Source organism: Streptomyces sp. YIM 130001 (assembly GCF_003574445.1).
GTDB lineage: Bacteria > Actinomycetota > Actinomycetes > Streptomycetales > Streptomycetaceae > Streptomyces.
Window position 1 is genome coordinate 1 of sequence record NZ_KZ984556.1, and the last position, 26,285, is coordinate 26,285.

The following is a 26,285-nucleotide window of genomic DNA, read 5'->3' on the forward strand; positions in this document are numbered from 1 at the left end:
GAGGAAGTCGCCGTCGTCGACGATCTCCTCGATCACCTTGTGCATGTCGTAGGGGCGGTTGCCGTCCGCGGGCACCAGGTCGAGCAGGGCGTCGCCGCGGCGGTCCGCCGGGTCCTCGCCGGCCACGACCGGCGGGTTCTCCCGGTTGTTGGACGGCAGCATCGCGAGGAGGTAGCGCACCTCGGCGAGGCAGGTCTCCTCGTCGTCGTAGGCGAAGTGGGCCACGCCCGAGGTCTCGGCGTGCACGTCCGCGCCGCCGAGGCCGTTCTGCGTGATCTCCTCACCGGTCACGGCCTTGACCACGTCAGGACCGGTGATGAACATCTGCGAGGTGTCCCGCACCATGAACACGAAATCCGTCAGCGCCGGACTGTAAGCCGCGCCGCCGGCACACGGCCCCAGCATCACGCTGATCTGCGGGATGACCCCGGAGGCCCGGGTGTTGCGCTGGAAGATACCGCCGTAACCGGCGAGCGCGGAGACGCCCTCCTGGATACGGGCACCGGCACCGTCGTTGAGCGAGACCAGCGGAGCACCGGCCGCGATGGCCATGTCCATGATCTTATGGATCTTCGTGGCATGCGCCTCACCCAGCGCACCTCCGAAGATCCGGAAGTCGTGCGCGTAGACGAAGACCGTCCGCCCCTCGACCGTGCCCCAGCCGGTGATCACACCGTCCGTGTACGGACGCTTCGCCTCCAGACCGAATCCGGTGGCCCGGTGCCGGCGCAGCTGCTCCACCTCACGGAACGTGCCGGGGTCGAGGAGCAGCTCGATGCGCTCACGCGCCGTCAGCTTGCCCTTGGCGTGCTGCGCCTCGGTCGCCTTCTCGCTCGGGCCCTGCACCGCCTCCGCACGGATCGCGTGCAGTTCGGCCACCCGGCCGCGGGCGTCGGTGGGCTCGTCCCCCGGAGAATCAGCGGCATCGTCCAAAACGGTCATGTAGCGACCTTACGAAGCCGCCCCCGAAAACGGGCCGTCGACTCCGTACAGTCTCCGGCCCGTTTTCCTGGTACCCCTGGACAGAAGGCCTCGTAGATGCAGCTCAAGTGACGGCCACAGAGGGCCCGACGTTGTAGGAGTCACACAACGGACGCGGAAGCGCCGGCCTCCGCCGCCCGCATGAATCGCGGCTCGGTGCACCAGGCCTGATCCTGATCGGAGCGGGAACGACCGGAACCGGTGAAGGGTCCGAGCCCCGACACCCTACGCGCCGACCCGTGCACGCCCCCTTCCCCTTCCTCGAACCTAGATGTTGAATGTTGAACCGAATGGCGCTACGGTTGGATTCGTTGAACATTCAACAGACTCTTCCGCCCGGCTCCGGCTTCCCCGCCGGCCCGTCCTCAAGGAGCACCACCATGGGTCTCTTCGACCGCAAGAACGACAGCGACGCCCCGGCCACGAGCGGTCAGGTCAGCCCCGACCTCGCCGCTCTGACCGGCGACTACACGATCGACCCGGCACACTCGGTCATCGGCTTCACCGCGCGGCACGCGATGGTGACGAACGTGAAGGGCTCGTTCAACGAGTTCGAGGGCACCCTGCACCTCGACGGCAGCGACCCCAGCAGCTCGACCGCGTCCCTCGACGTGAACCTGGACAGCATCGACACGGGCTCCGCCGACCGTGACGGGCACCTGAAGAGCGGCGACTTCTTCGAGACGGAGAAGTACCCGGCGATGACGTTCCGCTCCACCAGGGCCGAGGCCCGCGGCGGTGACGACTACCGCATCACCGGCGACCTGACGATCCGGGACATCACCAAGGAGATCTCCATCGACCTGGAGTTCAACGGCTCCGCCACGGACCCGTTCGGCAACGAGCGCGTCGGCTTCGAGGGCAAGTCGGAGATCCTGCGCTCGGACTGGGGCATCAGCTGGAACGCCGCGCTCGAGACCGGCGGCGTCCTGGTGTCCGACAAGATCAAGCTGACCTTCGACATCTCGGCGATCAAGAACGCCTGAGGCGAAGGTGCGCGGCCGGGAGAGGGCCGGACGCCCCTGAGAAGCGAAGGGCGTCCGGCCCTGCGGCGTCAGAAGCCGCCGCCGAAGTCCCCTCCCCCGCCGAATCCACCGCCACCGAAGTCGCCGCCCCCACCGAAGTCCCCGCCTCCGCCGAAGTCGCCACCGCCGTCGAAGTCCCCGCCTCCGCCGAAGTCGCCGCCGTCCGCGCCGTAGGCCGGGCTCGCCATCATCGAGCCCAGCATGGTGCCCATCAGCAGGCCGGGCAGCAGGGCGCCGCCGAAGTATCCGCCGGCCCACGGGCCGTACGCCGGGCCCGCGTCGTAGTACGGACGGTCGCCGTCGGGCGTGGAGACCTGGCGTACCGCCGGGTCCTCGCCGTCGTCGATACGGGCCTTGTCGGCCGCGCAGACCGGGACCTCGCGTGCCGTGCCGAGCTCCGGCGACCAGTTCACGTCCGCCACCGACGGTCCGTGCCGCGGGTCGAAGAAGCACGGCGGCCGGCGGACCGGCAGCTCACGGCCCTCGCGCCGCGCGTCGAGCACGGCGAGCGAGAACCTGCCGTCCTCCAGCGCCTCGGTGACCGGGCGGACGTCCTCCGGGCGCTGCGCGTTGCCCATCGCGGACTTGGCGTTCTCGTAGGCGTCGAGTGCGTGCTCGTAGTCGTCGCGCATCTCGTCCGTGGCGCCGGGCTCGGACGGCTTGAAGTCGAGGCGCTCCAACTCCTCGCCGAACGCCGTGATGTCCTCGTCGACGACCACCCGGAGCTTGTCGAGGGCGGCGCGGTCGGCCGCCTCGCGGCGCTTGCGGTTACGACGGACCAGGGCGTACGCACCCGCTCCGCCGGCCACCACCACGGCGCCGGCCGTCACCAGGGCGCCGGTGGAGGACTCGTCGTCGCCGGTGGTGCCCCAGGAGGCGGGGGCGGAGCCGGTGCTGTTCCGCACGGTGAGCGTCGTGAACTCGTTCAACTGGGCACCCGCTCCCATGCCCTGGACCTGATCGACCGTGGCCGCCAGCGTCTGGCTCCCGAGCACACCCCGCGCCGCCTCGGCGTCGAACCGGTCGCCGAGCCGTACGCCGTACACACCGTCGTGACCGGTCTCCGCGACCAGCCGCGTGAACAGCTGCTCCTTCGGGAAATCCGCCGGCAGGACAGCCAGGAACACCGGCTTGTCCGCCTTCTTGATCTTCGCGGCGAGGGCGTCCGCGTCGGCGTCCGACAGCTGGTCGGAGGCCTCGGGGTCGACGTACACGGGGTTCTTCTTCAGTGATTCGGCCACCTCGGACACCGTCGTCTCCGCCTCGGCCCCGGGCGCCATGGCGAAACCGGCTCCCAGGGCCAGGAGGACAGCGGCGAACAGTCGCAGCATCCGGGCCGGTGCGAAGGGCGTCATGCTTCGACAGTAACTCCGCAGGACGACAACGGGACGAGCCCGCGTCGCCTATTCCACGGGCTCGACGCCGGCCCGCAGCAGTCCGTAGGTGTACGCGTCCTCCAGGGCCTGCCAGGAGGCGGCGATCACGTTGTCCGCGACGCCGACCGTGGACCACTCGCCGACCCCGTCACTGGTGGAGATCAGCACCCGGGTCGTCGACGAGGTGCCGTGCTTGCCCTCCAGGATGCGGACCTTGTAGTCGACCAGGCCCAGCTTGGCCAGCTCCGGGTAGAAGGGCTCGAGGCCGACCCGCAGGGCGCGGTCGAGGGCGTTGACCGGTCCGTTGCCCTCGGCGGTCGCGACGATCCGCTCGCCCTTGGCCCAGAGCTTCACGGTGGCCTCGTTGGCGTGCGAGCCGTCGGGGCGGTTCTCTACGATGGCGCGCCAGGACTCGGTGCGGAAGTAGCGGCGTGGGCGGCCCTCGGCCTCCTCGCGCAGCAGCAGTTCGAAGGAGGCGTCGGCCGCCTCGTAGGAGTAACCGGACAGCTCGCGCTCCTTGACGCGCTCGACCACGCGGCCGACCAGTTCGCGGTCGCCGCCGAGGTCGATGCCCAGCTCCTTGCCCTTGAGTTCGATCGAGGCACGGCCGGCCATGTCGGAGACCAGCATCCGCATGGTGTTGCCGACCCGCTCGGGGTCGATGTGCTGGTACAGGTCCGGGTCCACCTTGATGGCCGAGGCGTGCAGGCCCGCCTTGTGCGCGAACGCCGAGACGCCGACGTAGGGCTGGTGGGTCGACGGAGTCAGGTTCACCACCTCGGCGATGGCGTGCGAGACGCGGGTCATCTCGCGGAGGTTGCCCTCCGGCAGGACCTGCTTGCCGTACTTGATCTCCAGGGCGGCGACGACCGGGAAGAGGTTGGCGTTGCCGACCCGTTCGCCGTAGCCGTTCGCCGTGCACTGGACGTGCGTCGCGCCGGCGTCGACCGCGGCGAGGGTGTTGGCGACCGCGCAACCGGTGTCGTCCTGCGCGTGGATGCCGAGCCGGGCACCGGTGTCGGCGAGCACCGTCTGGACGACCGCCTGGACCTGGGCGGGCAGCATGCCGCCGTTGGTGTCGCAGAGGATGACGACGTCCGCGCCCGCCTCGGACGCGGTCCGCACGACGGCCTTGGCGTAGGCCGCATTGGCCCGGTAGCCGTCGAAGAAGTGCTCGCAGTCGACGAAGACCCGGCGACCCTCCTCGCGCAGGTGGGCGACGGTGTCCGCGATCATCGCGAGGTTCTCGTCGAGCGTGGTGCGCAGGGCCAGTTCGACGTGCCGGTCATGGGACTTCGCCACCAGGGTGACCACCGGGGCGCCCGATGCGAGCAGCGCCTTGACCTGCGGGTCGTCCGCGGCCTTGACGCCCGGCCGGCGGGTGGAGCCGAAGGCCACGAGCGACGCGTGCTTGAAGTCGATCTCCTGGTGGACGCGGGCGAAGAACTCGGTGTCCCGGGGGTTGGCTCCCGGCCAGCCGCCCTCGATGAATCCGACGCCGAAGTCGTCCAGGTGGCGCGCGATCGTCAGCTTGTCCGCGACGGTGAGGTTGATGCCCTCGCGCTGGGCGCCGTCGCGCAGCGTGGTGTCGAAGACGTGGAATGAGTCGTCGAGAGAGCCCTGCGCAGGCGTCTCGTCGGTCCCGTCGGTTGCGTCCGTCATGCTGATCTGGCTCCTGTGTCGGATATCGGCCTACCGGAATATCCGGTTCCACCGTCTCCTGATGATCCCTCGCGCTCCGCTCCCGGCTTGCGGTGGGCCGGAAAACAAGAAAACCCCTCGCGGGTGCGAGAGGTTTGCGCGCGGGTCTGAGACGACGGTGTCCGCCCGTACGTCATGTGTACGGGACGGTCACTGCGGACCGGCGCGCCTGTTGCCCATAATCGCGGCGAACGTAAGCACGGGGGCAGTGTTCCACACCCCGGACGGCATGTGGGACCGGGTCTCACGATGTGAGCACCGGCCCCACGCCCCACGGTGAGCGGGACCGTTCGACGCAGGTCAGTCCAGGTGCCGGACGAAGGCGTCGTAGCCGTCGTTGGTGTCCTCGGGCAGCAGCGTCGCGTCCGCGGAGAGGAAGGCCACCTCGGTCGCGTCTTCGGAGACCGCTCCCGGAGAGGCCGTGCCGTCGGCCGCGCCCTTCCCGTTCGGGGTCAGGAGCTGGTCGTCACCGGTCGCCAGGTCCCGCAGATACAGCGGCCACGCGCGGCCGCCGTCCTGGTCCACCTGCGACATGTAGACCAGGTGCTCGCCGTCGGCACTGATCACGGCGTTGCGCGTGTAGACGGCGCCGGAGCCGCCGTGGGTGCCGTGGATGCGCTCGTTCTCGCCGGTGGCCACGTCGTGCACGAAGACGTTCCAGCTCGCGTCCTCGTCGTCCGGTACGAGGTGGGTGTCACGCGACTCGAAGACGACCTTGCTGCCGTCGGCGCTGATGGAGGCGTCGATCGACTCCTTCTCGGTCTCGGAGCCGTCGTGGGAGCGGTCCGCCTGGGTGAGCTTCCCGGTCTCCCGGTCGCGCACCCAGATGTCGCTCCAGTCGTCGCCCCGCGGGCCGTTGCCGAAGGACTGCTCGTAGGCGACGTAGCGGCCGCCGTCACTGACGGTCGGCGAGTGCGAGAGCTTCTCGCCGTCGTCGCCCGTGTAGCGGTGGCTGACGCGCTCGGTGGTGCCCTTCGTGCGGTCGCGCAGGAAGACGGCACTGCCCTCGAAGTGGTCGCCGTCCGCCTCGAACACGGCGTACCGCCCGTCCGCGCTCAGCGCGAGCGAACGCGGGGTCACCTCCTGGAAGTCACCGGGCAGCTCGACGTCGAGGCGCTCGAACGCGCCGCTCTCGCGGTCGTAGAGCTGGATATCGCGCTCGCTGCTCCCCGCCTTCGTGGAGACCATCGCGACGTAGCGGCCGTCCCCGCTGACGGCCGGATCGGTCAGCTCCCGGCCGTCCTGGCTGATGCGCTCCAACTCGCCGCCGCCAAGGGCGCGTACGAAGACGTCCGAGACGCCGTTGGTGTCCCCCGGCACCAGATCGGTGGCGGCCGTGTCGAAGGCGGCGTACCGGCCGTCCCTGCTGACGACCGCGGACCCCGTCCGCTCGTCCGCCGCCTTCCCGTCGGCGGTGACGCTCAGGCCCTCGGTGCGGGGCGCGGCCCCGTCCGCGGCGGCCGCGGTGAAGGTGCCCGCGGTGAGCGTGGCCACGACGGCCGCGCCCAGAGCGGTGCGTACGGCAAATCGCATGGTGGTTCCCCCCCCCCCGTTGCGCTGTGCACTGTGTGCGTCGTCCCCCGGCCCTGTGCCGAGGGCGTACGGGTATCCAAGCGCACCCCGGGCAGGGCAGACAATCCGCACAGTTACGTACAACCCCGGACGCGGTTCGAGGGTCCGCGAGACGACGGACGCCGCCGCCCGCGGCTCCGGACAGGAGCCGCCGACGACGGCGTACGTACGCACGCGGGGCGGTCAGCCCAGGCCGTGCATCCAGCCGTGCCGGTCCTCGGCGACGCCGCGCTGGATGTCGAGCAGGGCCTCGCGCAGCCGGACGGTCACCTCGCCGGGCTTCCCGTCGCTCTGCTCCCACTCGCCCGAGTTGCACTTGACCGTGCCGACCGGGGTGATGACGGCCGCGGTGCCGCAGGCGAAGACCTCGGTGAGAGTGCCCTCGGAAGTGTCGGCCTGCCACTGGTCGATGGAGACCCGGCCCTCCTCGGACTCGTAGCCCAGGTCGCGGGCGACGCTCAGGAGCGAGTCGCGGGTGATGCCGGCGAGCAGCGAGCCGGTCAGGGACGGGGTGACGATCTTGTCCCCGTACACGAAGTACAGGTTCATGCCGCCGAGTTCCTCGACCCACTTGTGCTCGACCGCGTCCAGGTACGCCACCTGGTCACAGCCCTTCGCGGCGGCCTCGGCCTGGGCGAGCAGGGAAGCGGCGTAGTTGCCGCCGGTCTTGGCGTCGCCCATACCGCCGGGCACGGCGCGCACCCGGTCCTCGGAGAGCCAGATCGAGACGGGCTTCACTCCGCCGGGGAAGTACGCACCGGCCGGCGAGGCGATGACCACGAACAGGTACTCGTCGGCGGGCCGCACCCCGAGCCCCACCTCGCTGGCGAACATGAACGGCCGCAGGTACAGCGACTCCTCACCACCGTGCGCCGGCACCCATGCTTTGTCCTGCTTGACCAGCGCGTCGCACGCGGCGATGAAGGTCTCCTCCGGCAGCTCCGGCATCGCGAGCCGGCGGGCCGAGGCCTGGAAGCGCTTCGCGTTGGCGTCCGGACGGAAGGTGGCGACCGAGCCGTCGGGACGCCGGTACGCCTTGAGGCCCTCGAAGATCGTCTGCGCGTAGTGCAGCGTCATGTTCGCCGGGTCGATGGAGAGCGGCGCGTACGGCACGAGCTCGGCGTCGTGCCAGCCCCGGCCCTCCGTCCAGCGGATCGTCACCATGTGATCGGTGAAGTGGCGGCCGAATCCCGGCTCGGCCAGGATCGCCTCCCGCTCCGAGTCGGACAGCGGCTGCGCGGAGGGCTTGAGCTCGATCGTGGGCGTCGTCATCAGTGGTTGTCCTTCACCGTTTTGTGTGTGATGGACCGCGCTCACGCCTGCCTGTAGTAGGACGTCCGAGCTTCCTCGCATGCCACGGCCCCGCGTTCGATTATCGCGCGGAAGCGGCCGTGGGCGAAACGGCGTGAATGCGACCCAGGGTCAGATGGTGGCACCCGGGGCCGCACAAGGGGAAGCCGCCGGGTGCGTGAGCGACCCGGCGGCTTGTGGTGTCCGACGGGTCAGCCGGCTACTCGTACGGCGAGCGCGTCACCGATCTCGTCGGTGGTACGGGGAGTTCCGTCGCGCTCCGCCAGGTCGGCGGAGACGGCGTCCTCGATGCGCTCGGCGCGCTCGGTGTGACCGAGGTGACGCAGCAGGAGGGCGACCGAGAGGATCGTCGCCGTCGGGTCGGCCTTGCCCTGGCCCGCGATGTCGGGCGCGGAGCCGTGCACGGGCTCGAACATGGACGGGAAGTCGCCCGTCGGGTTCACGTTGCCGGAGGCGGCCAGGCCGATACCGCCGGTCACGGCGGCGGCGAGGTCGGTGAGGATGTCGCCGAAGAGGTTGTCGGTGACGATCACGTCGAAGCGCTCGGGCTGGGTGACAAAGAAGATCGTCGCGGCGTCGACGTGCAGATAGTCGGTGCCGACCTCGGGGTACTCGGCCGCGACCCGGTCGAAGATGTTCTTCCACAGGTGGCCCGCGTACACGAGGACGTTGTTCTTGTGGACCAGGGTGAGCTTCTTGCGGGGCCGGTTGTTCGCCCGCTCGAAGGCGTCGCGGACCACGCGCTCCACGCCGTACGCCGTGTTGACGCTGACCTCGGTGGCGACCTCGGCGGGGGTGCCGGTGCGCAGCGAGCCGCCGTTGCCCGTGTACGGGCCCTCGGTGCCCTCGCGGACGACGACGAAGTCGATGTCCGGGCGACCGGCGAGCGGGGTCTCGGTGTTCGGGAAGAGCTTGCTCGGCCGGAGGTTGATGAAGTGGTCGAAGGCGAAGCGGAGCTTCAGGAGCAGGCCCCGCTCGAGGACGCCGGAGGGGACCGAGGGGTCGCCGATGGCGCCGAGCAGGATCGCGTCGTGGCTCTTGAGCGCTTCGAGCTCCTCGTCCGGGAGGGTCTCTCCCGTGCGGTGCCAGCGCTGGGCGCCGAGGTCGTACTCCTTGGTCTCCAGCTTCACATCCTGCGGAAGGGCCGCGTTCAGGACCTTCAGGCCCTGGGCCACGACCTCCGGGCCGATGCCGTCACCGGGGATCACTGCGAGATTGAGGCTGCGAGACATGACGCGCAGCCTACTCGCCGTCCCAGTGAATGACATTCGAGGTCCAGAATGCGGACCCGGGATCGGCTCACCGGATCGACACGATCCGTTCATGCCGCGGTGTGGCACCCGTTGGAAGCGACTGGGAAGTTCTCCCGGCATGGACACCCCCGATGTCGGCATACCCGAGCAGCTCGCCAAGCGTCTGAGCATGCCGGAGCAGCACGAGTACCTGCGCGCCCAGCACGCGCGCCCGAAGGTCAGCCGCCGGTCCGCCCTGGCCGGTGGTCTGGTGACGGCGGCGGCCGCGGGCGGCGCCGGACTCCTGGTCGGCGGCGCGGACAAGGCGGACGCGGCGGGCTCTTCGGCGCCGCGGGCCGCGGCCGCCCCGGCCCGGACGGAGATCGACGGGTCGCTGGTGGCGCCGTTCGGACGCCACCTCGCCTTCGGTGCGGACCCGAAGACGCAGATGCGGATCTCCTGGCAGGCGCCCTTCGCGGTACGGCGGCCGTACCTGCGGGTCGGGCTGCGGCCCTGGGACCTGAGCCGGCGGATCGAGGCCGAGGTGCGCGATCTGCACACTCCGTCGCTGTCCGGGAAGCTGCCCGAGGTGGACCAGCTGTACTTCCATGTGGCGCTCGACGGGCTCGAGCCCGGGACCACGTACTACTACGGCGTCGGACACCAGGGCTTCGACCCGGCCTCCCCCGAGCGGCTGTCGACGCTCGGCTCGTTCCGTACCGCGCCCGCGCGGCCTGCGAGGTTCGTCTTCACCGCCTTCGGCGACCAGGGCGTGAGCTATCACGCGCTGGCCAACGACCAGTTGATCCTGGGCCAGAATCCGTCGTTCCACCTGCATGCCGGCGATATCTGCTACGCGGACGCCAGCGGCCAGGGCAAGGAGTCGGACACGTACGACGCCCGGGTGTGGGACCAGTTCCTCGCGCAGACCGAGAGTGTCGCGGCCCGGGTCCCGTGGATGGTGACGACCGGCAACCACGACATGGAGGCCTGGTACTCGCCGAACGGCTACGGCGGTCAGTCCGCCCGCTGGTCCCTGCCCGCGAACGGCTTCGACCCGAAGGCCGCCCCCGGCGTCTACTCCTTCACGTACGGCAATGTCGGCGTCGTCGCGCTCGACGCCAACGACGTCTCGTACGAGATTCCCGCCAACAAGGGCTACACCGACGGGAGGCAGACCGCCTGGCTGGACCGCAGGCTCGGCGAGCTGCGGCGCGATCCGGACGTGGACTTCATCGTCGTCTTCTTCCACCACTGCATGTACTCCACCTCCACGCACGCCTCGGACGGGGGTGTGCGGGACGCCTGGCTGCCGGCCTTCACCAAGCACCAGGTGGACCTGGTCATCAACGGCCACAACCACGTCTACGAGCGCACCGACGCGATCAAGGACGGCGAGGTCGGCAAGAAGCTGCCGATCGGCGCGAGCACCGACCCGACCCGCGACGGCATCGTCTACGTGACGGCGGGCGGCGCCGGCAAGGAGCTGTACGGCTTCCCGGCCGGGGTGAAGGACAGCTTCGAGGGCTCGGTGAACGATCGCGAGTCCATCGTGACGTTCCACTGGACGAAGGCTCGACTGCCCGACCCGGACCGGGTGGAGTGGTCACGGGTGCGCTACGCCGGCTACTCGTTCCTCGCGGTGGAGGCCGAGACGGGCTCGCGCCCGCGTCTGACGGTCTCCGCGCTCGCCGAGAACGGCGAGCGCATCGACCACTTCGAGGTGCGGCGGGGGCGTTAGCGATGGTGGTGCCGTCGGCCTCAGTGGCCGGTGGCGCCGCCATTGTCCCGGCGGTCGAGGGCGCGCTGGAGGGCTGCGGCGGCGTTCTTGCGCTCGGCCTCGGCGGAGGTGGAGTGACGGCGGGCACGACGGCGGGTGGTCGTCTCGACGGGCATCGGGGATCGACTCCTTGAGATCACGCGGGCCGGGGCGGAGCACGGCGGTCCGCAAGGGGGATTTCGAGGCGCCGGAAGAGGCGGGGAGCGGGCCCGCAGGGGTTGCCTGCGTCAGGGCTCCGACTCAGCACCGCCATTCGCTTGTCGAGCGGAACGTTCGGCTCCTACAAAGCTAGGACAGCTCGGCCTGTCTGTCTCCACAATTACTCGGACTTCCTACTATCTGAGACGGCGACCTTCGCCCGCCGCCCGCCAGGGCCCGGAAACAGCGCCCACACGTGACGTACGACGCAAGGGTGAGGGCGGGCCGGCCACCTGCTCCGGTCTAACGTTTCCGGCCATGAACGGCATCGCACGCACCGTGCACCAGACGGCCCGGCCGCAGGGTTTCCCGACGGCAGATCACTTCCGCTTCGTGGAGTCGGCGCTCCCCGAGCCCGCGCCCGGCACCGCCCTGGTCGAGAACCTCTACTGGTCGGTGGACCCGTACCACCGGGAAATGATGGACGGGGACTTCGAGCTCGACGCTCCCCTGGAGGGCCGCACGATCGGCCGCGTCGTCGCCTCGCGCGAGGAGTCGCTCGAAGAGGGCTCCCTGGTGCTCCACCGGCACGGCTGGCGGACCCATTGCGTGGTGCGGCCCGACGAGGCGCGGCGCCTGACGCACCACCCGGGCGTACCGCTCTCGGCCCACTTGAGCATCCTCGGGGGCACAGGTCTGACCGCGTACGTCGGCCTGAGGAGGATCGCCCGGCTTCAGGAGGGCGAGGATCTCTTCGTCTCGTCGGCGGCCGGTGGCGTCGGCACGGCCACCGGCCGGCTGGCCCGACTGCTCGGCGCCGGCCGAGTGGTCGGCAGCGCGGGCTCTGCGGCCAAGGCCGGCTACCTCATCGAGCACGTCGGCTACGACGCCGTCTTCGACTATCACGCCGGGCCGGCCGCGGACCTACTCGCCGCGGCAGCGCCCGACGGCATCGACGTGTACGTGGACAACGTCGGCGGGGACCAGCTCGCGGCCTCGATCGGCGCCCTGCGCGAGTTCGGCCGGGTCGTACGGATCGGCACCATCGGCCAGTACAACGCCCCGGATGCTCCACCCGTCCGCTTCAAGCATGCCGACGTGGTGGACAAGAGCCTGCGCATCGAAGGCTTCCTGGTGCGCAACTACCGTGACCTGCAAGGCGAGTTGGAGGACTTCGTGGTGCCGCACCTGCGCAGCGGAGCGATACAGCTCGACGAGACCGTGACCGAAGGGTTCGACGGGATCGTGGAGTCCTTCCTCGGCATGCTGCGGGGCGAGAACGTGGGGAAGATGATCGTCCGCGCCTGAGGCGCACCTCCTGTTCCTCAGTCACCTGCCCCTTAACCTCCCTCGCATTTGCCTAAAGGTATTAGGTAAATGCACACTGACTTATCTCCGGAGGAGGGCAAGACATGGCGCGTGCAGGACTGAACTCGGATCGGCTGACCCGGGCGGGGGCCGATCTCGCCGACGAGGCCGGTTTCGAGCAGGTGACCGTCTCGGCCCTGGCCCGGCACTTCGACGTCAAGGTCGCGAGCCTGTATTCGCACGTCAGGAGCTCGCGGGACCTCAAGACCCGGATCGCGCTGCTCGCCCTGGAAGAGCTGGCCGACCGCGTCGCGGCGGCCGTGGCGGGACGGGCCGGCAAGGACGCCCTGACCGCGTTCGCCAACGCCTACCGGGACTACGCCTTGGAGCACCCCGGCCGTTGGGCGGCGACACTGTTGCCGCTCGACCCCGAGACGGCGGCCGCCAGTGCCGGCGTACGGCACGCGCAGATGACGCGGGCGATCCTGCGCGGCTATGACCTGTCGGAACCGGACAGCACCCACGCGGTCCGGCTCCTCGGAAGCGTGTTCCGCGGATTCGTCGGCCTGGAGGGCAACGGCGGTTTCAGCCACAGCGCGCCCGACTCGCAGGTGTCCTGGGACCGGTCCCTCGACGCCCTCGACGCGCTCCTGCGGAACTGGCCCGCTCCTTGACCACGCCCGCTCCCGCGTGACCCCCACCCCTCAGATCGACAGGCGGAACCCATGCCCACCGAGACCCACTGGATCACTACGCCCATCACCGAGGACCTGCTGCGCGGCGCCCTCGAACTCGAGCGCACCGAACGCGGCGTACTCCCCCACCGGCTGCCCGCGCGGGCCCGCGCGCAGGGCGCCGACCCGCAGCTGTCGATGGCCGAGTCCCAGCCCTCCGGCGTGCGCCTCGTCCTTCGCACCCGGGCGACCGCGATCGAGCTGGACACGCTGCCGACCAAGCGGGACTACGTCGGTGCACCGCCCCGCCCGGACGGTCTCTACGACCTGCTCGTGGACGGGCGCCCGGCAGGACAGGGATCCGTGGCCGGCGGCAACGTCCTGACCATCGACATGATGCAGGGCACCACCGAGACCAAACCCGGCCCGCCCGGCACCGTGCGCTTCACCGGCCTCGGCGACGCCGAAAAGGACGTCGAGATATGGCTCCCGCACAACGAGACGACCGAGCTTCTCGCCCTGCGCACCGACGCCCCCGTGGAGCCGGCGCCGGAGCGTGGCGCCAAGGTCTGGCTGCACCACGGCAGTTCGATCTCGCACGGCTCCGACGCGGCGAGTCCGTCCACCATCTGGCCCGCCGTCGCCGCCTCGATCGGCGGGGTGGAGTTGATCAATCTGGGGCTCGCCGGCAGTGCGCTCCTGGACCCCTTCACCGCCCGCGCCCTGCGGGACACCCCCGCCGACCTGATCAGCATCAAGCTCGGCATCAACGTGGTGAACGCCGACCTGATGCGGCTGCGCGCCTTCGGTCCTGCGGTGCACGGGTTCCTCGACACCGTCCGGGAAGGTCACCCCAGCACGCCGCTGCTCGTCGTCTCGTCGATCCTGTGCCCGATCCACGAGCACACCCCCGGACCTGCCGCACCGAACCTCAGCAATATGAAGGACGGGCAGTTGACGTTCGTGGCGACGGGCGACCCCGGCGACCCCACGCGCCTCACGCTCGGCACCGTCCGGAACGAGCTCTCCCGCATCGTCGCCGAGCGGTCGGCCGACGACCCGAACCTGCACTACCTCGACGGACGTGAGCTCTACGGCGAGCGTGACGCCGTGGAGCTGCCGCTGCCGGACGCACTGCACCCGGACGCCGCGACGCACCTCCGTATCGGCGAACGCTTCGCCGAGCTGTGCTTCACCCCGGAGGGCCCGTTCCCGCGCGGCGCGTGAGGTCGCCGCGGCCGGGCGCAAGACGCCGCCCCCGCACGGCGTGGGGGGCCGTACGGGGGCGGGGATGGGGTGCCGGCGGTGCCGGACGGGCGGTCAGCCCATGTGCGGGTAGCGGTAGTCAGTCGGCGGGACCAGCGCTTCCTTGATGGCACGGGTCAGCGTCCAGCGCATCAGGTTCTGCGGGGCGCCGGCCTTGTCGCAGGTGCCGGAGGCGCGGCCGCCGCCGAAGGGCTGCTGGCCGACGACGGCGCCGGTCGACTTGTCGTTGATGTAGAAGTTGCCCGCCGCGTAGCGGAGCTTGTTCATCGCGTCGGCCGCTGCGGCACGGTCGCCGGCGATGATCGAGCCGGTCAGCGCGTACGCGGCCACCGACTCCATCTGCGCCAGCATCGTGTCGTACGCCTCGTCCTCGTAGACGTGGACGGCGAGGATCGGGCCGAAGTACTCGGTCGAGAAGACCTCGTTCTCGGGGTCCGAGCACTCGATGACCGTGGGGCGCACGAAGTAGCCGACCGAGTCGTCGTACGTACCGCCCGCGACGATCGTGCAGGTCGGATCGGCGGCGGCACGGTCGATGGCGGCCTTGTTCTTCGCGAAGGCGCGGTCGTCGATGACGGCGCCCATGAAGTTGTCCAGGTCGGTGACGTCGCCCATGGCGATGCCGTCGACCTCTGCGGCGAACTCGTCGCGAAGGCCGCCGTCCCAGAGCGAACGCGGCACGTACGCGCGCGAGGACGCCGAGCACTTCTGGCCCTGGAACTCGAAGGAGCCACGGGTCATCGCGGTCTTGAGCACCGCCGGGTCGGCGGAGGGGTGCGCGACGACGAAGTCCTTGCCACCGGTCTCGCCGACGATCCGCGGGTAGGAGCGGTACTTCTCGATGTTGTTGCCGACCGTCTTCCACAGGTGCTGGAAGGTCTTGGTCGAGCCCGTGAAGTGGATGCCCGCGAGCTCCGGGTGCTCGAGTGCGACCTCGGAGACGGCGAGACCGTCGCCGGTGACCAGGTTGATGACGCCCTTCGGGAGACCTGCCTCCTCCAGGAGCTGCATGAGCAGGACGGCGGCGTGGGTCTGCGTCGGGGACGGCTTCCACACCACGACGTTGCCCATGAGGGCGGGCGCGGTCGGCAGATTGCCCGCGATGGCCGTGAAGTTGAACGGCGTGATCGCGTAGACGAAGCCCTCGAGCGGACGGTGGTCGAGACGGTTCCAGACGCCCGGGGAGTTCGCCGGGGGCTGCTCGGCGAGCAGGTCGCGGGCGTAGCTCACGTTGAAGCGCCAGAAGTCGATCAGTTCGCAGGGGGTGTCGATCTCCGCCTGCTGGGCCGTCTTGCCCTGGCCGAGCATCGTGGAGGCCGCGAGAGTCTCGCGCCAGGGGCCCGACAGCAGTTCGGCCGCGCGCAGGATGATCGCGGCGCGGTCGTCGAAGGACATCGCACGCCAGGCGGGGGCCGCGGCGAGCGCGGCGTCGACCGCTTCCTGTGCGTCGGCCTGGGTGGCGTTGCCGTAGGTGCCGATGACGGACTTGTGGTTGTGCGGCTGGACGACGTCGAAGCGCTCGCCGGCGCCCATCCGCTTGACGCCGCCGATCGTCATCGGCAGGTCGATCGGATTCTGCGCCAGCTCCTTGAGCTTGGCCTCCAGGCGGGCCCGCTCGGCGGAGCCGGGGGCGTAGGAGTGGACCGGCTCGTTGACCGGCGTGGGGACCTGGGTCACAGCGTCCATGAGCTCTGTAACTCCTTGTACGGGGTTGGCGGGTACTCGGGGTCGGGTGGGATCGGTCCGGGCGGTCAGCCCTTGGTGATCATGGAGCGGAGGAAGAACAGCAGGTTGGCCGGCTTCTCCGCGAGGCGCCGCATGAAATAGCCGTACCAGTCCGTGCCGTACGCGGTGTAGACACGCATCCGGTGGCCTTCGGCGGCGAGGCGCACGTGCTCCTCGCTCCGGATGCCGTACAGCATCTGGAACTCGTACTCGTCCATTTTGCGCCCGGCGCGGCGGGCCAGCTCCTGGCCGATCGCGATGAGCCGCGGGTCGTGGGACCCGACCATCGGGTACCCGCTGCCCTCCATCAGGATGCGCAGGATCCGGACGTAGGACTTGTCGATCTCCGCCTTGCTCTGGAAGGCCACCGTGTCGGGCTCGTTGTAGGCGCCCTTGACCAGACGCACACGGCTGCCGTCGGCGGCCAGCCGGGCGGCGTCGTCCTCGGTGCGGAAGAGGTACGACTGGATGACGCAGCCCGTCTGCGGGAAGTCCTTCCGGAGCTCCTGGTGGATGGCGAACATCGAGTCGAGGGTGCTGTGGTCCTCGGCGTCGAGCGTGACCGTGGTGCCGATCTCGGCGGCGGCCTCGACGACCGGTCGGACGTTGGCGAGGGCGAGTTCGTGGCCGCCTTCCAGTGCCTGGCCGAACATCGAGAGCTTGATGGACATCTCGGCCTTGGAACCGAGGCCGAGACCCTTGAGGTGGTCGACCAGTTCGAGGTACGCGTCGCGGGCGGCAGCCGCCTCGGCGGGCGTCGTGATGTCCTCGCCGACCACGTCAAGGGTCGCTTCGAGGCCCTGGGCCGCGGCCTTCTGCACCACCTCGACGACCTGCCCGACGGTCTCACCGGCGATGAAACGGTTGACGACCTGCTTGGTGCCGGGAGCGGCGGAGACGAAGCGGCGCATCGCGTCGCTGCGGGACGCGGCAAGAATCACGGGTCCCAACACGGGCACCTCCACGGAACAGGGGCTCAAACGGCCGCGACCGAACGGAACGACAGGACGACAGCGAAAGCGCAGGAAAGGAACGGTACGGAGAACCACTGTGAAACCTAGGGACCGCTCCGATCCTCAGCCATCGACACCTGTCACGCATCCGTGGCCGGTATCTCAGACAGATGTATGAGGTCCGCCGCGCGATGGCGGAGAATGGCCGGTGTGAAGGGCGACTACCAGGAACTCGTCGACGAGATCTGCGCACTGCTCGGCGCACCGGCGACGCTCGAGAACCGTGACTTCGGGCTGATCGCGTTCGGCGCGCACAACAGTGACGACGACTCCGAGATGGACCCCGTGCGCACCCGCTCGATCCTGACCCGCAAGTCGTCCGCGGCGGTCCGCACCTGGTTCGAGGGCTTCGGCATCACCCGCGCCACCGGCCCGGTCCGTGTCCCGCCCACCCCCGAGGCCGGCGTCTACCGCGGCCGCATCTGTCTGCCGGTACGCAACCGGGGCGTCGTCCTCGGATACGTCTGGATGCTGGACGACGATCCGGGGCCCACGGAAGTCCAGCTGCAGGCGGCGATGGCGGTGGCGTCCCGGATCGGCGCGCAGCTCGCCGACGAGGCGCAGGCCGGCGCCGACCTGACCCGCGAGTTCCACGCGGTCCTCACCGCCGAACGAGGCTGGCAGCGCGATATGGCGGTAGCCGCCCTGCGCACCGCGCTCGGCCCGCGCGCCGACGGACTGCACGTGGTGGCCTGCGTCGCGCCCTGGCCCTCCCCCGACCCGGACGACGCGCCGGGTGCCCGTGCACTGCCCGGGGTGACCGCGCTGTGCACGGTGCCGTGGGGCCCGACCGGTCAGTGCCTGGCTCTGCTCGTACGGTTGCGCTCCCCGGACGTACTGACTCCGGCGATCGGCGCGGTCGGCAGACTGCGCGACCGGGTACTGGCCGGGACCGACGGGATCGCGCCACGGATCGCTGCGGGATTCGGAGAGCCCCGCGGGGACCTGGCGGAGCTGGGCACGGCCTGGCACGAGGCGACCTCGGCGGCCCGGGCGGCGCTGGCGGAGAGCCGCTTCGGCCCGGACGCCCAGTGGTCGGGGATCGGTCCGTACCGACTGCTGACCTCGCTGCCCGCGACGGCCGCGCACGATCCGGTGCTCGCCACCCTGTCGGCGCCCGCGCACCGCCAACTGGCCCGCAGCGCCGAGGTGTTCCTCGACCACGCGGGCCAGGCGGGGCGCACCGCCGCGGCCCTCGGCGTGCACCGCCAGACGCTCTACTACCGTCTCTCCCGCGTCGAGCAGCTCACCGGCCTCGACCTCGACGACGGCGAGGACCGCCTCCTGCTGCACATGGCGCTGAAGGCGGCCCGGCTGTGAGGACCGCCCGGCACTGAGGCGGCCCGGTTCCGGATCGGCCGACGCTCTAGTGTGCGCCGGGTGAGGGAATCGAACTCGGGTCCGGGCACCCCCGACATCCGCAGCGCGGGCCGGTACCTGTGGTGGCTGATCACCAGCCAGCGCCGCAGGATCACCGCCGGTGCGCTGTACGGCAGCGCCTGGATGGTCTGTCTGGCGCTGCCGCCGTACCTGCTGTCGCGTGCCATCGACGACGGCCTCGAGCAGCGGCAGTGGCCGATTCTCGTCGGCTGGGTCGGGGCGCTGCTCGGGGTGGGGGTGCTGGACGCGTGGCTGTCCATCATGCGCCACCGCACCATGACCAGGGTGCGGATGGATGCCGCCTTCCGCTCGGTGCAGGTGGTGGTCCGGCAGGCGACCCGGCTCGGCGGCACACTGCAGCGGCGGGTCACGGCCGGGGAGGTCGTCACGGTGGGGTTCCGTGACGTCGGGGTGATTGCGCAGACGCTGACCATCATGGGCCCGGGTGTCGGCGCGGTCCTCGCCTATGTCGTGGTGGCCGCGCTGCTGTTGACCGTTTCGCCGCTGCTCGCGGCGGTGGTGCTGCTCGGTGTGCCACTGCTCGCGGTGGCGGTCGGCCCGCTGCTCGGTCGGCTGCAGGGCGTCGAGTCGACGTACCGGGACCAACAGGGCCGGCTCGCCGCCCGGTTCACGGACATCGTCGGAGGGCTCCGGGTCCTCAACGGCGTCGGCGGCAAGGAGGTGTACGCCGAGCGTTACCGGCGCGGTTCGCGGACCCTGCGGGCACAGGGCTACCGGGTCGGCGCGGTGACCAGCTGGATCCAGGCCCTCGGCGTCGGCCTGCCCGCCCTGTTCCTGGGTGCCGTGGTCTGGCTTGCGGCCCGGATGGCGGCGCAAGGGGCCATCACCGTCGGCGAGTTGGTCGCGGTCTACGGATACACGGCGGTCCTCGTGGTGCCCGTCTCGTCCCTCATCGAGAGCGGCGACGACCTGAGCCGCGGCCTGGTCGCCGCGCGCAGAGTCGTACGTTTCCTGGCCATGGAACCCGATTCCCTCGGCGGGGACGGGACTTCGGACCCTCCCGCGCGTCCGGCCGCGCTGCGCGATCCCGCATCCGGTGTCGAGGTGACCCCGGGCAGGCTCACCGCACTGGTCAGCGCACGGCCCGCGGAGTCGGCGACGGTGGTCGACCGGCTCGGCCGATTCGCCGAATCAGCCGCGACCTGGGGCGAGATACGCCTCGACGAGATCGACCTGACCCAGGTCCGCCGACGGATCCTGGTCGCGGACAACGAGGCCGATCTCTTCGCCGGCCCCCTGCACGAGGTGATCAGCGCACCCCGGGACCGGGACGACGAGGCCATCGCCCGCGGCCTGCACGCGGCCATGGCGCAGGACATCGTCCGCGCCCTGCCGGACGGCCTGGACTCGCCCGTCGACGCACAGGGCCGCACCCTCTCCGGCGGTCAGCGCCAGCGCATCCGGCTGGCCCGGGCACTGCTGGCCGATCCCGAGATCCTCCTGGCCGTCGAGCCCACGTCGGCGGTCGACGCCCACACCGAGGCGGCCGTCGCGGCCCGGCTGCACATGGCACGGTCCGGGCGCACCACCGTGGTCACCAGCACGTCGCCGTTGCTGCTGGACCGGGCGGACACCGTGCGGTTCCTGGTCGACGGCCGCGTGGCGGACTCGGGCAGCCACCGTGAACTCCTGGCCCGGCAGCCGGACTACCGCCTGCTGGTCTCCCGCGGCACGACCGACGGCGACGGCGTACGGGCCGGCCACGGCGAACACGGCAGGGACGGCGTACGGGACGAGGACCTGGAGGACCGCGACCGGGCCGGCGAAGGCCCCGCTCCCATGGGCCGGGAGGCCTTGCGATGACCGACGGCACGCCAGGACCGGCGCCCGCCGCATCCGACGCCCCCACGAGCCGCACCCTCCCCGTCGCGGACCCGTCCCGGGTCCGCCGCGCCGCGCTCCGTCTCATCCGTCAGGACGGCCGTGTCTTCGCCGCCGTGATCGGCCTCAACGCGCTGGCCGCTGGCGCCGGGCTCGTCGGCCCGTGGCTGCTCGGCCGCATCATCGACGAGGTCAGGGACGGCGCCCCGGTGGCCTCCGTGGACCGCCTCGCACTCCTCATCCTCGTCTTCGCACTGGTCCAGCTCGTCCTGGCGCGTTACGCCGGTTACGTCGGACACCGTTTCGGCGAGCGCGCCCTGGCCCGTATCCGCGAGCAGTTCACCGACCGGGCACTCGCCCTGCCCGCCGCGGTGGTCGAACGTGCGGGAACCGGCGATCTGATGACCCGCGGCACCGCGGATGTCGCCTCGGTCGGCGCCACCCTGCGGGATGCCGGTCCCCAGGTCCTCATCGCCTCCGTGCAGGCGGTGTTCATCCTCGGCGCGGTCTTCGCGCTCGATCCGCTGCTCGGCGGGTGCGCGGTCGTGGGCCTGCTCGGCATCTGGTTCGCCGCCCGCTGGTATCTGCGCCGGGCGCTCACGGCGTACCTCGACGAGGGGGCAGCCAACTCCGCGCTCGCGGAGCAGCTCGCGGCCACCGCCGCGGGCGCCCGTACCGTCGAGGCCTTCGGGCTGCAGCAGCACCGCATGGCGGCCTGCCGGGACCGGATCGAGGCGTGCAGGACCACGCGGACCCGCACCCTGTTCCTGCGCAGTGTGCTCTTCCCGGCCGTGGACATCTCGTACGTGATTCCGGTGGCCGGCGTTCTGCTGGCCGGCGGCGCGCTGTACGCGCACGGAGCGATGACTCTCGGTGCGGTGGTCGCCTCGGCGCTCTACCTGCGCCAGCTCTCCCAGCCGCTGGACGTCATCCTGCAGCAGATGGAGCAACTGCAGGCCGGCCGCGCTTCGTTCGCCAGGGTCGAGGGCCTCGGCCCGGTCACGCCCACGCCGCCCGGCACGGCCGCCGCACCGGCCGACGACCGGATCGAGGTGGCCGGTGTGCACTACGCCTACGACGAGGGAGGCGACGTGCTGCACGGCGTCGACCTGACGGTCACACCCGGCGAGCGGCTCGTCATCGTCGGCCCTTCGGGTGCGGGCAAGACCACGCTCGGCAGGCTGATGGCAGGCACCGGCACTCCGCACACCGGCTCGGTGACCGTCGGCCGGGTCCCGGTCGCCGCCCTGGACGCCGATCAGCTGCGCCGGCATGTCGTCCTCGTCACCCAGGAACATCACGTCTTCCTCGGCACCGTCCGGGACAACCTCCGGATCGCCTCCGCCCACGCCACCGACAGCGAACTGCACGCGGCGCTCGCCGCCGTCGGCGCCGAGTGGACCGCGGAACTGCCGGACGGCCTGGACACGGAACTGGGCCCCGAGGGACACCGGCCGGACGGCGCCCAGGCACAGCAACTCGCCCTGGCGCGCGTGGTCCTCGCCGACCCGCACACGCTGATCCTCGACGAGGCGACCGCGCTCCTCGACCCGCGCACCGCCCGGCACGCGGAGCGCGCGCTGGCCGCCGTACTCGAAGGCCGTACGGTCATCGCGATCGCGCATCGCCTGCACACGGCCTACGACGCCGACCGGGTCGCCGTGCTCGAGGACGGTCGCCTCACCGAACTCGGCACGCACCACGAGCTGGTGGCGGCCGACGGCGCCTATGCCGCGCTGTGGCGTTCCTGGCACGGCGAGCGGGCGGCTGCCGCCTCCTGAACCACCGCCCGTCGGACGGTCAGCCCGCGGAGCCGGTCGCGCCCTCGATCACCCGGCGCAGGCCGGCGGTGAGCTGGTCCGCGTCGGTGGCCTCGTCCGGGTCGAGGAGCCACTGGAGCATCAGGCCGTTGAGCAGTGTCTGGTAGAGCCGGCCCTCGGAGTTCACGATGTCCTCGTCGAGTTCGTCCTCGACCACTCCGGTGAACATCGGGACGAGTCCCGCCCGCCCCTGCTGCTGCGCGTCCACCAGGATCTCCCGCGCCTCGGGCATCCGGTCGCCGTACAGCACGGACTCGAAGCTCAGCAGCCAGATCGGCCGCGCCTCGGGGAACGAACGCACGATCCGCCCCCACACCTCGTGAAAGCGCTCCAGACTGCGGACCGGCGCCTCGCCACGTCCGGCGAACAGGTCCGCGCCCCACTGGTCGCCGACCGCCTCCACCAGTGAGATGTAGGCCTGGGCCAGCAGCTTGTCCTTCGAACCGTAGTGGTAGCCGATCGAGGCGAGGTTCGTCCCGGACTCCGTGACGATGTCGCGGGCCGTCGTGCGTACGAACCCCTTCGCCAGCAGACAGCGCTTCGCGCCTTCGAGCAGATCCTCGCGGTGTCCCATCCGCACAGCATAGGCGGCGGTATACGGCCGTCCCACACAGCCGTCCCATACGCCTGTACCAGCCCGAAGCAACACGGAAGCCACCCATGAATGCGCAGGCGAGGCCCGCACCAACGCCCTATACCAGTGTTTTACACAAGCGTTCTATACGTGCGTATAAGACAGACGTACATTGAAGGGCATGGCGAATCCGATGCACGACCCCACCACCGCGGCCCCCGAGGGCGAGCGCGCCGGCCGCAGGGAATGGACAGCTCTGGTCGTTCTGATGCTGCCGCTGCTCCTGGTCTCGATGGACGTGTCCGTGCTGTACTTCGCGGTCCCCTCGATCAGTGCGGACCTGGACCCCAGCGGCACCCAGCAACTGTGGATCTTCGACATCTACGGGTTCGTGCTCGCGGGCCTCCTGATGACCATGGGCGCCATCGGCGACCGGATCGGCAGGCGCCGACTGCTGCTCATCGGCGCGGCCGCCTTCGGCGCCGCCTCGCTCGCGGCGGCGTACGCGCAGAGCGCCGAACTCCTCATCGCGGCACGCGCGATGCTCGGCATCGGCGGCGCGACACTGATGCCCTCGACCATGGCCCTGGTCCGCACCATGTTCCGCGACGCCACCCAGCGCGCGAAGGCCATCGGCATCTGGTCGGCCGTCATGGCGGGAGGCGTGGCACTCGGCTCGGTGCTCAGCGGGATCCTGGTGGAGCACTTCTGGTGGGGCTCGGTCTTCCTGGTCAATCTGCCCGCGATGGCACTGCTGCTGGTCCTCGCGCCGGTTCTGATTCCCGAGTCGAGGTCCGCGGGGCGCGGTCGTTTCGACCTGCCGAGCGTGCCGCTCTCGATGGCCGCCGTACTCCCGCTCGTCTACGGCCTCAAGGAGATCCCGTCCGAAGGAATGCGTGTGGAGTACGGCGTCTGGCTCGCGGTCGGCGTTCTCTTCGCCGTCGCCTTCGTACGTCGCCAGCGCACGGTCGCCTCACCGCTGGTCGACCCGGCGCTGTTCCGCGGCCGGGGCTTCGGGCCCGCGGTGGCACTCAATCTGGTGGCGGCCTTCGGCATGATGGGGTCCGCCCTTTTCACCACGCAGTATCTGCAATCGGTGCTCGGCAAGGGGCCGTTGGAGGCGGCCCTGTGGTCACTGCTGCCCTCCGCCCTGGTCGGCTTCGCCGCTCCGGCCGCGACCGTGCTCGTCGCGCGCGGCGCCGAGCGGCGTCACGTGGTGGCGGGCGGCTTCGTCACCGCGGCAGCCGGTTTCGGACTGCTCGCCGCCGCGGACACCGATGCGCTGTGGACCGCGCTGTCCGGCGCGGGCGTACTGGCCGCCGGGATCGTCATCGTGATGTCGCAGCTCACCGACCTGGCGCTCGGCGCGGCCCCCGCGGAGCGGGCCGGTTCGGCCTCCTCGCTGCTCGAGACCGGCCAGGAGTTCGGCGGAGCGCTCGGTATGGCCGTCCTCGGCGCCGTGGGCACCGCGGTCTACCGACACCGGATCCCGGACGGCGCGCCGGACGCCGCACGCGAGACCCTCGGCGGAGCACTCGCCTCCGCCCGCGCGATGCCCGAGCACGCCGGCGAAGCGCTGACGGCCGCGGCCCGCGCGGCGTTCACCGACGGGATGCATACGGCGGCACTCCTCGGCACGCTCCTGCTCCTCGCAGCAGCGGCAGCGGCGCTCACGACCCTCCGATGCAGCAGCACGATCGAGGCCGAATCCCCTACGGACAGGACCACTTCGGACCGTACGTACGCCACCACCGATGCCGGCCGCTGACCCGAGCGGCCTCCCCGAAGGCCGAAGAAAAGGGACGGGCCCGGTCACCCAGTGGTGCCGGACCCGTCCCTGTTCCCTGTCGTGTGCGCGCCCGCCGGACGGGCCCGGCTCAGTCCGCCAGGTTGACCGAACGCGCCGAGGTCGCGCCGATCTCCTCGGCCAGCTCGACCAGCACGGGCTGCGGGACGGTGCCGTCGACGGTGAGCACCGCGAGCGCCTCGCCACCGACCTCCGCACGCGCGACCTGCATGCCCGCGATGTTCAGACCGGCCTCACCGAGCACCCGGCCGACGGTGCCGACGACACCGGGACGGTCCGAGTAGCGCAGTACGGCCATGTGGTCGGCGAGCGACAGGTCGATGTCGTACTCGCCGATCGACACGATCTTCTGCAGGTGCTTGGGGCCGGCGAGCGTGCCGGACACCGAGACGTTCTCCCCGCCGGACAGCGTGCCGCGGACCGTGACCACGTTGCGGTGGTCGGGCGACTCGGAGCTGGTGGTGAGGCGGACCTCGACACCGCGCTCCTGGGCGAACAGCGGAGCGTTCACGTAGCTGACGGTCTCGTCCACCACGTCCTCGAACACGCCCTTGAGCGCGCTGAGTTCGAGCACCTTCACATCGTGCTGGGTGATCTCGCCACAGACCTCGACGTCGAGGCGGACCGCGACCTCGCCCGCGAGCGAGGTGAAGATCCGGCCGAGCTTCTCGGCGAGCGGCAGGCCCGGGCGTACGTCTTCGGCGATCACTCCGCCCTGGACGTTCACCGCGTCCGGGACCAGCTCGCCCGCGAGCGCGAGACGCACGGACTTGGCGACCGAGATGCCCGCCTTCTCCTGCGCCTCACCGGTCGAGGCGCCGAGGTGCGGGGTCGCGACGACCTGGTCGAACTGGAAGAGCGGGGAGTCGGTGCAGGGCTCCGACGCGTACACGTCGAGGCCGGCGCCGGCGACACGGCCCTCCTTGAGGGCGGAGGCGAGCGCCTCCTCGTCGACGATGCCGCCACGCGCGGCGTTGACGATACGGACCGACGGCTTGACCTTGTGCAGCGCCTCGTCACCGATGAGACCGAGCGTCTCGGGCGTCTTGGGCAGGTGCACGGTGATGAAGTCGGAGACCTCGAGCAGTTCGTCGAGCGTCAGGAGCTTCACGCCCATCTGCGCGGCGCGCGCGGGCTGCACATACGGGTCGTAGGCCACGACCTTCATGCCGAAGCCGGACATCCGCTGGGCGACGAGCACGCCGATCCGGCCGAGTCCGACAACTCCGAGCGTCTTCTCCGCGAGCTCCACACCGGTGTACTTGGAGCGCTTCCACTCGCCGTTCTTCAGGGCGGTGTTGGCCTGCGGGATGTTGCGCGCGGTGGCGACCAGGAGGCCGCAGGCGAGCTCGGCCGCGGTGACGATGTTGGACGTCGGGGCGTTGACCACCATGACGCCGGCCTTGGTGGCGGCGGACACGTCCACGTTGTCCAGGCCCACGCCCGCGCGGGCGACGACCTTCAGCTTCTTGGCCGCGGCGATCGCCTCGGCATCCACCTTGGTGGCGGAGCGCACGAGGATCGCGTCCACGTCCGCGATGGCGGGCAGCAGCTCGGCGCGGTCCCCGCCGTTGCACTGCCGGATCTCGAAGTCCGGTCCGAGTGCTTCGACAGTCGCGGGCGACAGCTCTTCAGCGATGAGTACGACAGGTTTGCCGTTGGCAGTGCTCACGTGAGTCCTCACAAGTCCCATGCAGACGGCCGTCCCGTGGCCGCAGGCGGTGGAGGTGGCTAGCCGCGTGGAAGACGCACGACGCTGT

The 26,285-nt window shown here is 70.7% G+C and carries 20 protein-coding genes; 9 read left to right on the plus strand and 11 right to left on the minus strand.

All coding sequences use genetic code 11. The features are described 5' to 3' along the window. A partial coding sequence (locus DSC45_RS17305; RefSeq protein ID WP_276145462.1) for an acyl-CoA carboxylase subunit beta occupies positions 1–942 on the minus strand: 942 nt, incomplete at its 3' end. Between the two features lie 419 nt (positions 943–1,361). Here DSC45_RS17305 and DSC45_RS17310 point away from each other — a divergent pair. Then, positions 1,362–1,967: a YceI family protein gene (locus DSC45_RS17310; protein WP_119291907.1), complete on the plus strand. Its 606-nt coding sequence runs from the start codon at positions 1,362–1,364 to the stop codon at positions 1,965–1,967. A gap of 68 nt (positions 1,968–2,035) precedes the next feature. On the opposite strand, the gene DSC45_RS35760 is transcribed toward DSC45_RS17310, so the two are convergent. The 5 genes from DSC45_RS35760 to DSC45_RS17335 form a co-directional block, all read right to left on the minus strand. Next, the gene (locus DSC45_RS35760) at positions 2,036–3,361 is read right to left on the minus strand and encodes a hypothetical protein (RefSeq protein WP_162929254.1); all 1,326 of its coding nucleotides are present in this window, start codon (positions 3,359–3,361) and stop codon (positions 2,036–2,038) included. A gap of 48 nt (positions 3,362–3,409) precedes the next feature. Beyond that, positions 3,410–5,044, minus strand: a complete 1,635-nt coding sequence (cimA, locus tag DSC45_RS17320; protein WP_119291909.1) for a citramalate synthase — start codon at positions 5,042–5,044, stop codon at positions 3,410–3,412. Positions 5,045–5,383: 339 nt separating this feature from the next. Next, positions 5,384–6,616, minus strand: coding sequence for a TolB family protein (locus DSC45_RS17325; RefSeq protein ID WP_119291911.1), 1,233 nt, complete (start codon positions 6,614–6,616; stop codon positions 5,384–5,386). Between the two features lie 222 nt (positions 6,617–6,838). Further along, a complete protein-coding gene (locus tag DSC45_RS17330; RefSeq protein ID WP_119291913.1) occupies positions 6,839–7,927 on the minus strand; it encodes a branched-chain amino acid aminotransferase in 1,089 nt (362 codons plus the stop codon). A gap of 230 nt (positions 7,928–8,157) precedes the next feature. Then, a complete protein-coding gene (locus DSC45_RS17335) occupies positions 8,158–9,198 on the minus strand; it encodes a 3-isopropylmalate dehydrogenase (protein ID WP_119291915.1) in 1,041 nt (346 codons plus the stop codon). Between the two features lie 139 nt (positions 9,199–9,337). Here DSC45_RS17335 and DSC45_RS17340 point away from each other — a divergent pair, with 139 nt between their 5' ends. After that, a complete protein-coding gene (locus DSC45_RS17340) occupies positions 9,338–10,939 on the plus strand; it encodes a purple acid phosphatase family protein (protein WP_119291917.1) in 1,602 nt (533 codons plus the stop codon). A gap of 20 nt (positions 10,940–10,959) precedes the next feature. Here DSC45_RS17340 and DSC45_RS36825 read toward each other — a convergent pair whose 3' ends face one another. After that, on the minus strand, positions 10,960–11,094 hold the full coding sequence (locus DSC45_RS36825; protein WP_276145463.1) for a hypothetical protein: 135 nt from the start codon (positions 11,092–11,094) through the stop codon (positions 10,960–10,962). Positions 11,095–11,434: 340 nt separating this feature from the next. Between DSC45_RS36825 and DSC45_RS17345 the strand changes: the two genes are divergently transcribed. From DSC45_RS17345 to DSC45_RS17355, 3 genes are all read left to right on the plus strand, one after another. Further along, entirely contained in the window at positions 11,435–12,424 is a 990-nt protein-coding gene (locus DSC45_RS17345; protein WP_119291919.1) for an MDR family NADP-dependent oxidoreductase, read from the plus strand. A gap of 104 nt (positions 12,425–12,528) precedes the next feature. Beyond that, complete coding sequence (locus tag DSC45_RS17350) at positions 12,529–13,098, plus strand: TetR/AcrR family transcriptional regulator (protein ID WP_119291921.1); 570 nt, start codon at positions 12,529–12,531, stop codon at positions 13,096–13,098. Positions 13,099–13,149: 51 nt separating this feature from the next. Further along, on the plus strand, positions 13,150–14,325 hold the full coding sequence (locus tag DSC45_RS17355) for a GDSL-type esterase/lipase family protein (protein WP_119291923.1): 1,176 nt from the start codon (positions 13,150–13,152) through the stop codon (positions 14,323–14,325). 93 nt (positions 14,326–14,418) lie between these two features. Here DSC45_RS17355 and pruA read toward each other — a convergent pair whose 3' ends face one another. Further along, positions 14,419–16,050 carry an L-glutamate gamma-semialdehyde dehydrogenase gene (gene pruA / locus DSC45_RS17360; RefSeq protein WP_119291925.1) on the minus strand — a complete coding sequence of 544 codons (1,632 nt, stop codon included), beginning with the start codon at positions 16,048–16,050 and terminating at the stop codon, positions 14,419–14,421. Between the two features lie 65 nt (positions 16,051–16,115). Further along, positions 16,116–17,042, minus strand: coding sequence for a proline dehydrogenase family protein (locus tag DSC45_RS17365; RefSeq protein ID WP_119291927.1), 927 nt, complete (start codon positions 17,040–17,042; stop codon positions 16,116–16,118). Between the two features lie 201 nt (positions 17,043–17,243). On the opposite strand from DSC45_RS17365, the gene DSC45_RS17370 reads away from it, so the two are divergent. Genes DSC45_RS17370 through DSC45_RS17380 form a run of 3 tightly spaced genes read left to right on the plus strand, consistent with a single transcriptional unit; the run spans position 17,244 to position 22,105 of the window. After that, positions 17,244–18,422 carry a PucR family transcriptional regulator gene (locus DSC45_RS17370; RefSeq protein ID WP_240434689.1) on the plus strand — a complete coding sequence of 393 codons (1,179 nt, stop codon included), beginning with the start codon at positions 17,244–17,246 and terminating at the stop codon, positions 18,420–18,422. Positions 18,423–18,482: 60 nt separating this feature from the next. Beyond that, complete coding sequence (locus DSC45_RS17375; protein WP_119291931.1) at positions 18,483–20,306, plus strand: ABC transporter ATP-binding protein; 1,824 nt, start codon at positions 18,483–18,485, stop codon at positions 20,304–20,306. Beyond that, positions 20,303–22,105, plus strand: a complete 1,803-nt coding sequence (locus DSC45_RS17380; RefSeq protein WP_119291932.1) for an ABC transporter ATP-binding protein — start codon at positions 20,303–20,305, stop codon at positions 22,103–22,105. The genes DSC45_RS17375 and DSC45_RS17380 overlap by 4 nt, the downstream gene beginning before the upstream one ends. 19 nt (positions 22,106–22,124) lie before the next feature. Here the strand turns inward: DSC45_RS17380 and DSC45_RS17385 are convergent, their stop codons facing one another. Continuing rightward, positions 22,125–22,718: a TetR/AcrR family transcriptional regulator gene (locus DSC45_RS17385; protein ID WP_119291934.1), complete on the minus strand. Its 594-nt coding sequence runs from the start codon at positions 22,716–22,718 to the stop codon at positions 22,125–22,127. 181 nt (positions 22,719–22,899) lie between these two features. Between DSC45_RS17385 and DSC45_RS17390 the strand changes: the two genes are divergently transcribed. Further along, positions 22,900–24,486 (plus strand): MFS transporter, encoded by a 1,587-nt coding sequence (locus tag DSC45_RS17390; protein ID WP_240434690.1) that lies wholly within the window; start codon positions 22,900–22,902, stop codon positions 24,484–24,486. A gap of 109 nt (positions 24,487–24,595) precedes the next feature. Here the strand turns inward: DSC45_RS17390 and serA are convergent, their stop codons facing one another. Beyond that, a complete protein-coding gene (gene serA / locus DSC45_RS17395; RefSeq protein ID WP_119291936.1) occupies positions 24,596–26,218 on the minus strand; it encodes a phosphoglycerate dehydrogenase in 1,623 nt (540 codons plus the stop codon). Between the last annotated feature and the right edge of the window lie 67 nt (positions 26,219–26,285).

Excerpts from the sequence above, each read along its gene's own strand:
- DSC45_RS17350 (WP_119291921.1), top strand. The coding sequence starts at position 12,529 with ATGGCGCGTGCAGGACTGAACTCGGATCGGCTGACCCGGGCGGGGGCC.
- DSC45_RS17335 (WP_119291915.1), bottom strand. The coding sequence starts at position 9,198 with ATGTCTCGCAGCCTCAATCTCGCAGTGATCCCCGGTGACGGCATCGGC.
- DSC45_RS17370 (WP_240434689.1), top strand. The coding sequence starts at position 17,244 with ATGGCCGGTGTGAAGGGCGACTACCAGGAACTCGTCGACGAGATCTGC.
- DSC45_RS17355 (WP_119291923.1), top strand. The coding sequence starts at position 13,150 with ATGCCCACCGAGACCCACTGGATCACTACGCCCATCACCGAGGACCTG.
- cimA (WP_119291909.1), bottom strand. The coding sequence starts at position 5,044 with ATGACGGACGCAACCGACGGGACCGACGAGACGCCTGCGCAGGGCTCT.
- DSC45_RS17310 (WP_119291907.1), top strand. The coding sequence starts at position 1,362 with ATGGGTCTCTTCGACCGCAAGAACGACAGCGACGCCCCGGCCACGAGC.
- DSC45_RS17380 (WP_119291932.1), top strand. The coding sequence starts at position 20,303 with ATGACCGACGGCACGCCAGGACCGGCGCCCGCCGCATCCGACGCCCCC.
- DSC45_RS35760 (WP_162929254.1), bottom strand. The coding sequence starts at position 3,361 with ATGACGCCCTTCGCACCGGCCCGGATGCTGCGACTGTTCGCCGCTGTC.
- serA (WP_119291936.1), bottom strand. The coding sequence starts at position 26,218 with ATGGGACTTGTGAGGACTCACGTGAGCACTGCCAACGGCAAACCTGTC.
- DSC45_RS17390 (WP_240434690.1), top strand. The coding sequence starts at position 22,900 with ATGGCGAATCCGATGCACGACCCCACCACCGCGGCCCCCGAGGGCGAG.
- DSC45_RS17345 (WP_119291919.1), top strand. The coding sequence starts at position 11,435 with ATGAACGGCATCGCACGCACCGTGCACCAGACGGCCCGGCCGCAGGGT.
- DSC45_RS17330 (WP_119291913.1), bottom strand. The coding sequence starts at position 7,927 with ATGACGACGCCCACGATCGAGCTCAAGCCCTCCGCGCAGCCGCTGTCC.
- DSC45_RS17385 (WP_119291934.1), bottom strand. The coding sequence starts at position 22,718 with ATGGGACACCGCGAGGATCTGCTCGAAGGCGCGAAGCGCTGTCTGCTG.
- DSC45_RS17340 (WP_119291917.1), top strand. The coding sequence starts at position 9,338 with ATGGACACCCCCGATGTCGGCATACCCGAGCAGCTCGCCAAGCGTCTG.
- DSC45_RS17325 (WP_119291911.1), bottom strand. The coding sequence starts at position 6,616 with ATGCGATTTGCCGTACGCACCGCTCTGGGCGCGGCCGTCGTGGCCACG.
- pruA (WP_119291925.1), bottom strand. The coding sequence starts at position 16,050 with ATGGACGCTGTGACCCAGGTCCCCACGCCGGTCAACGAGCCGGTCCAC.
- DSC45_RS36825 (WP_276145463.1), bottom strand. The coding sequence starts at position 11,094 with ATGCCCGTCGAGACGACCACCCGCCGTCGTGCCCGCCGTCACTCCACC.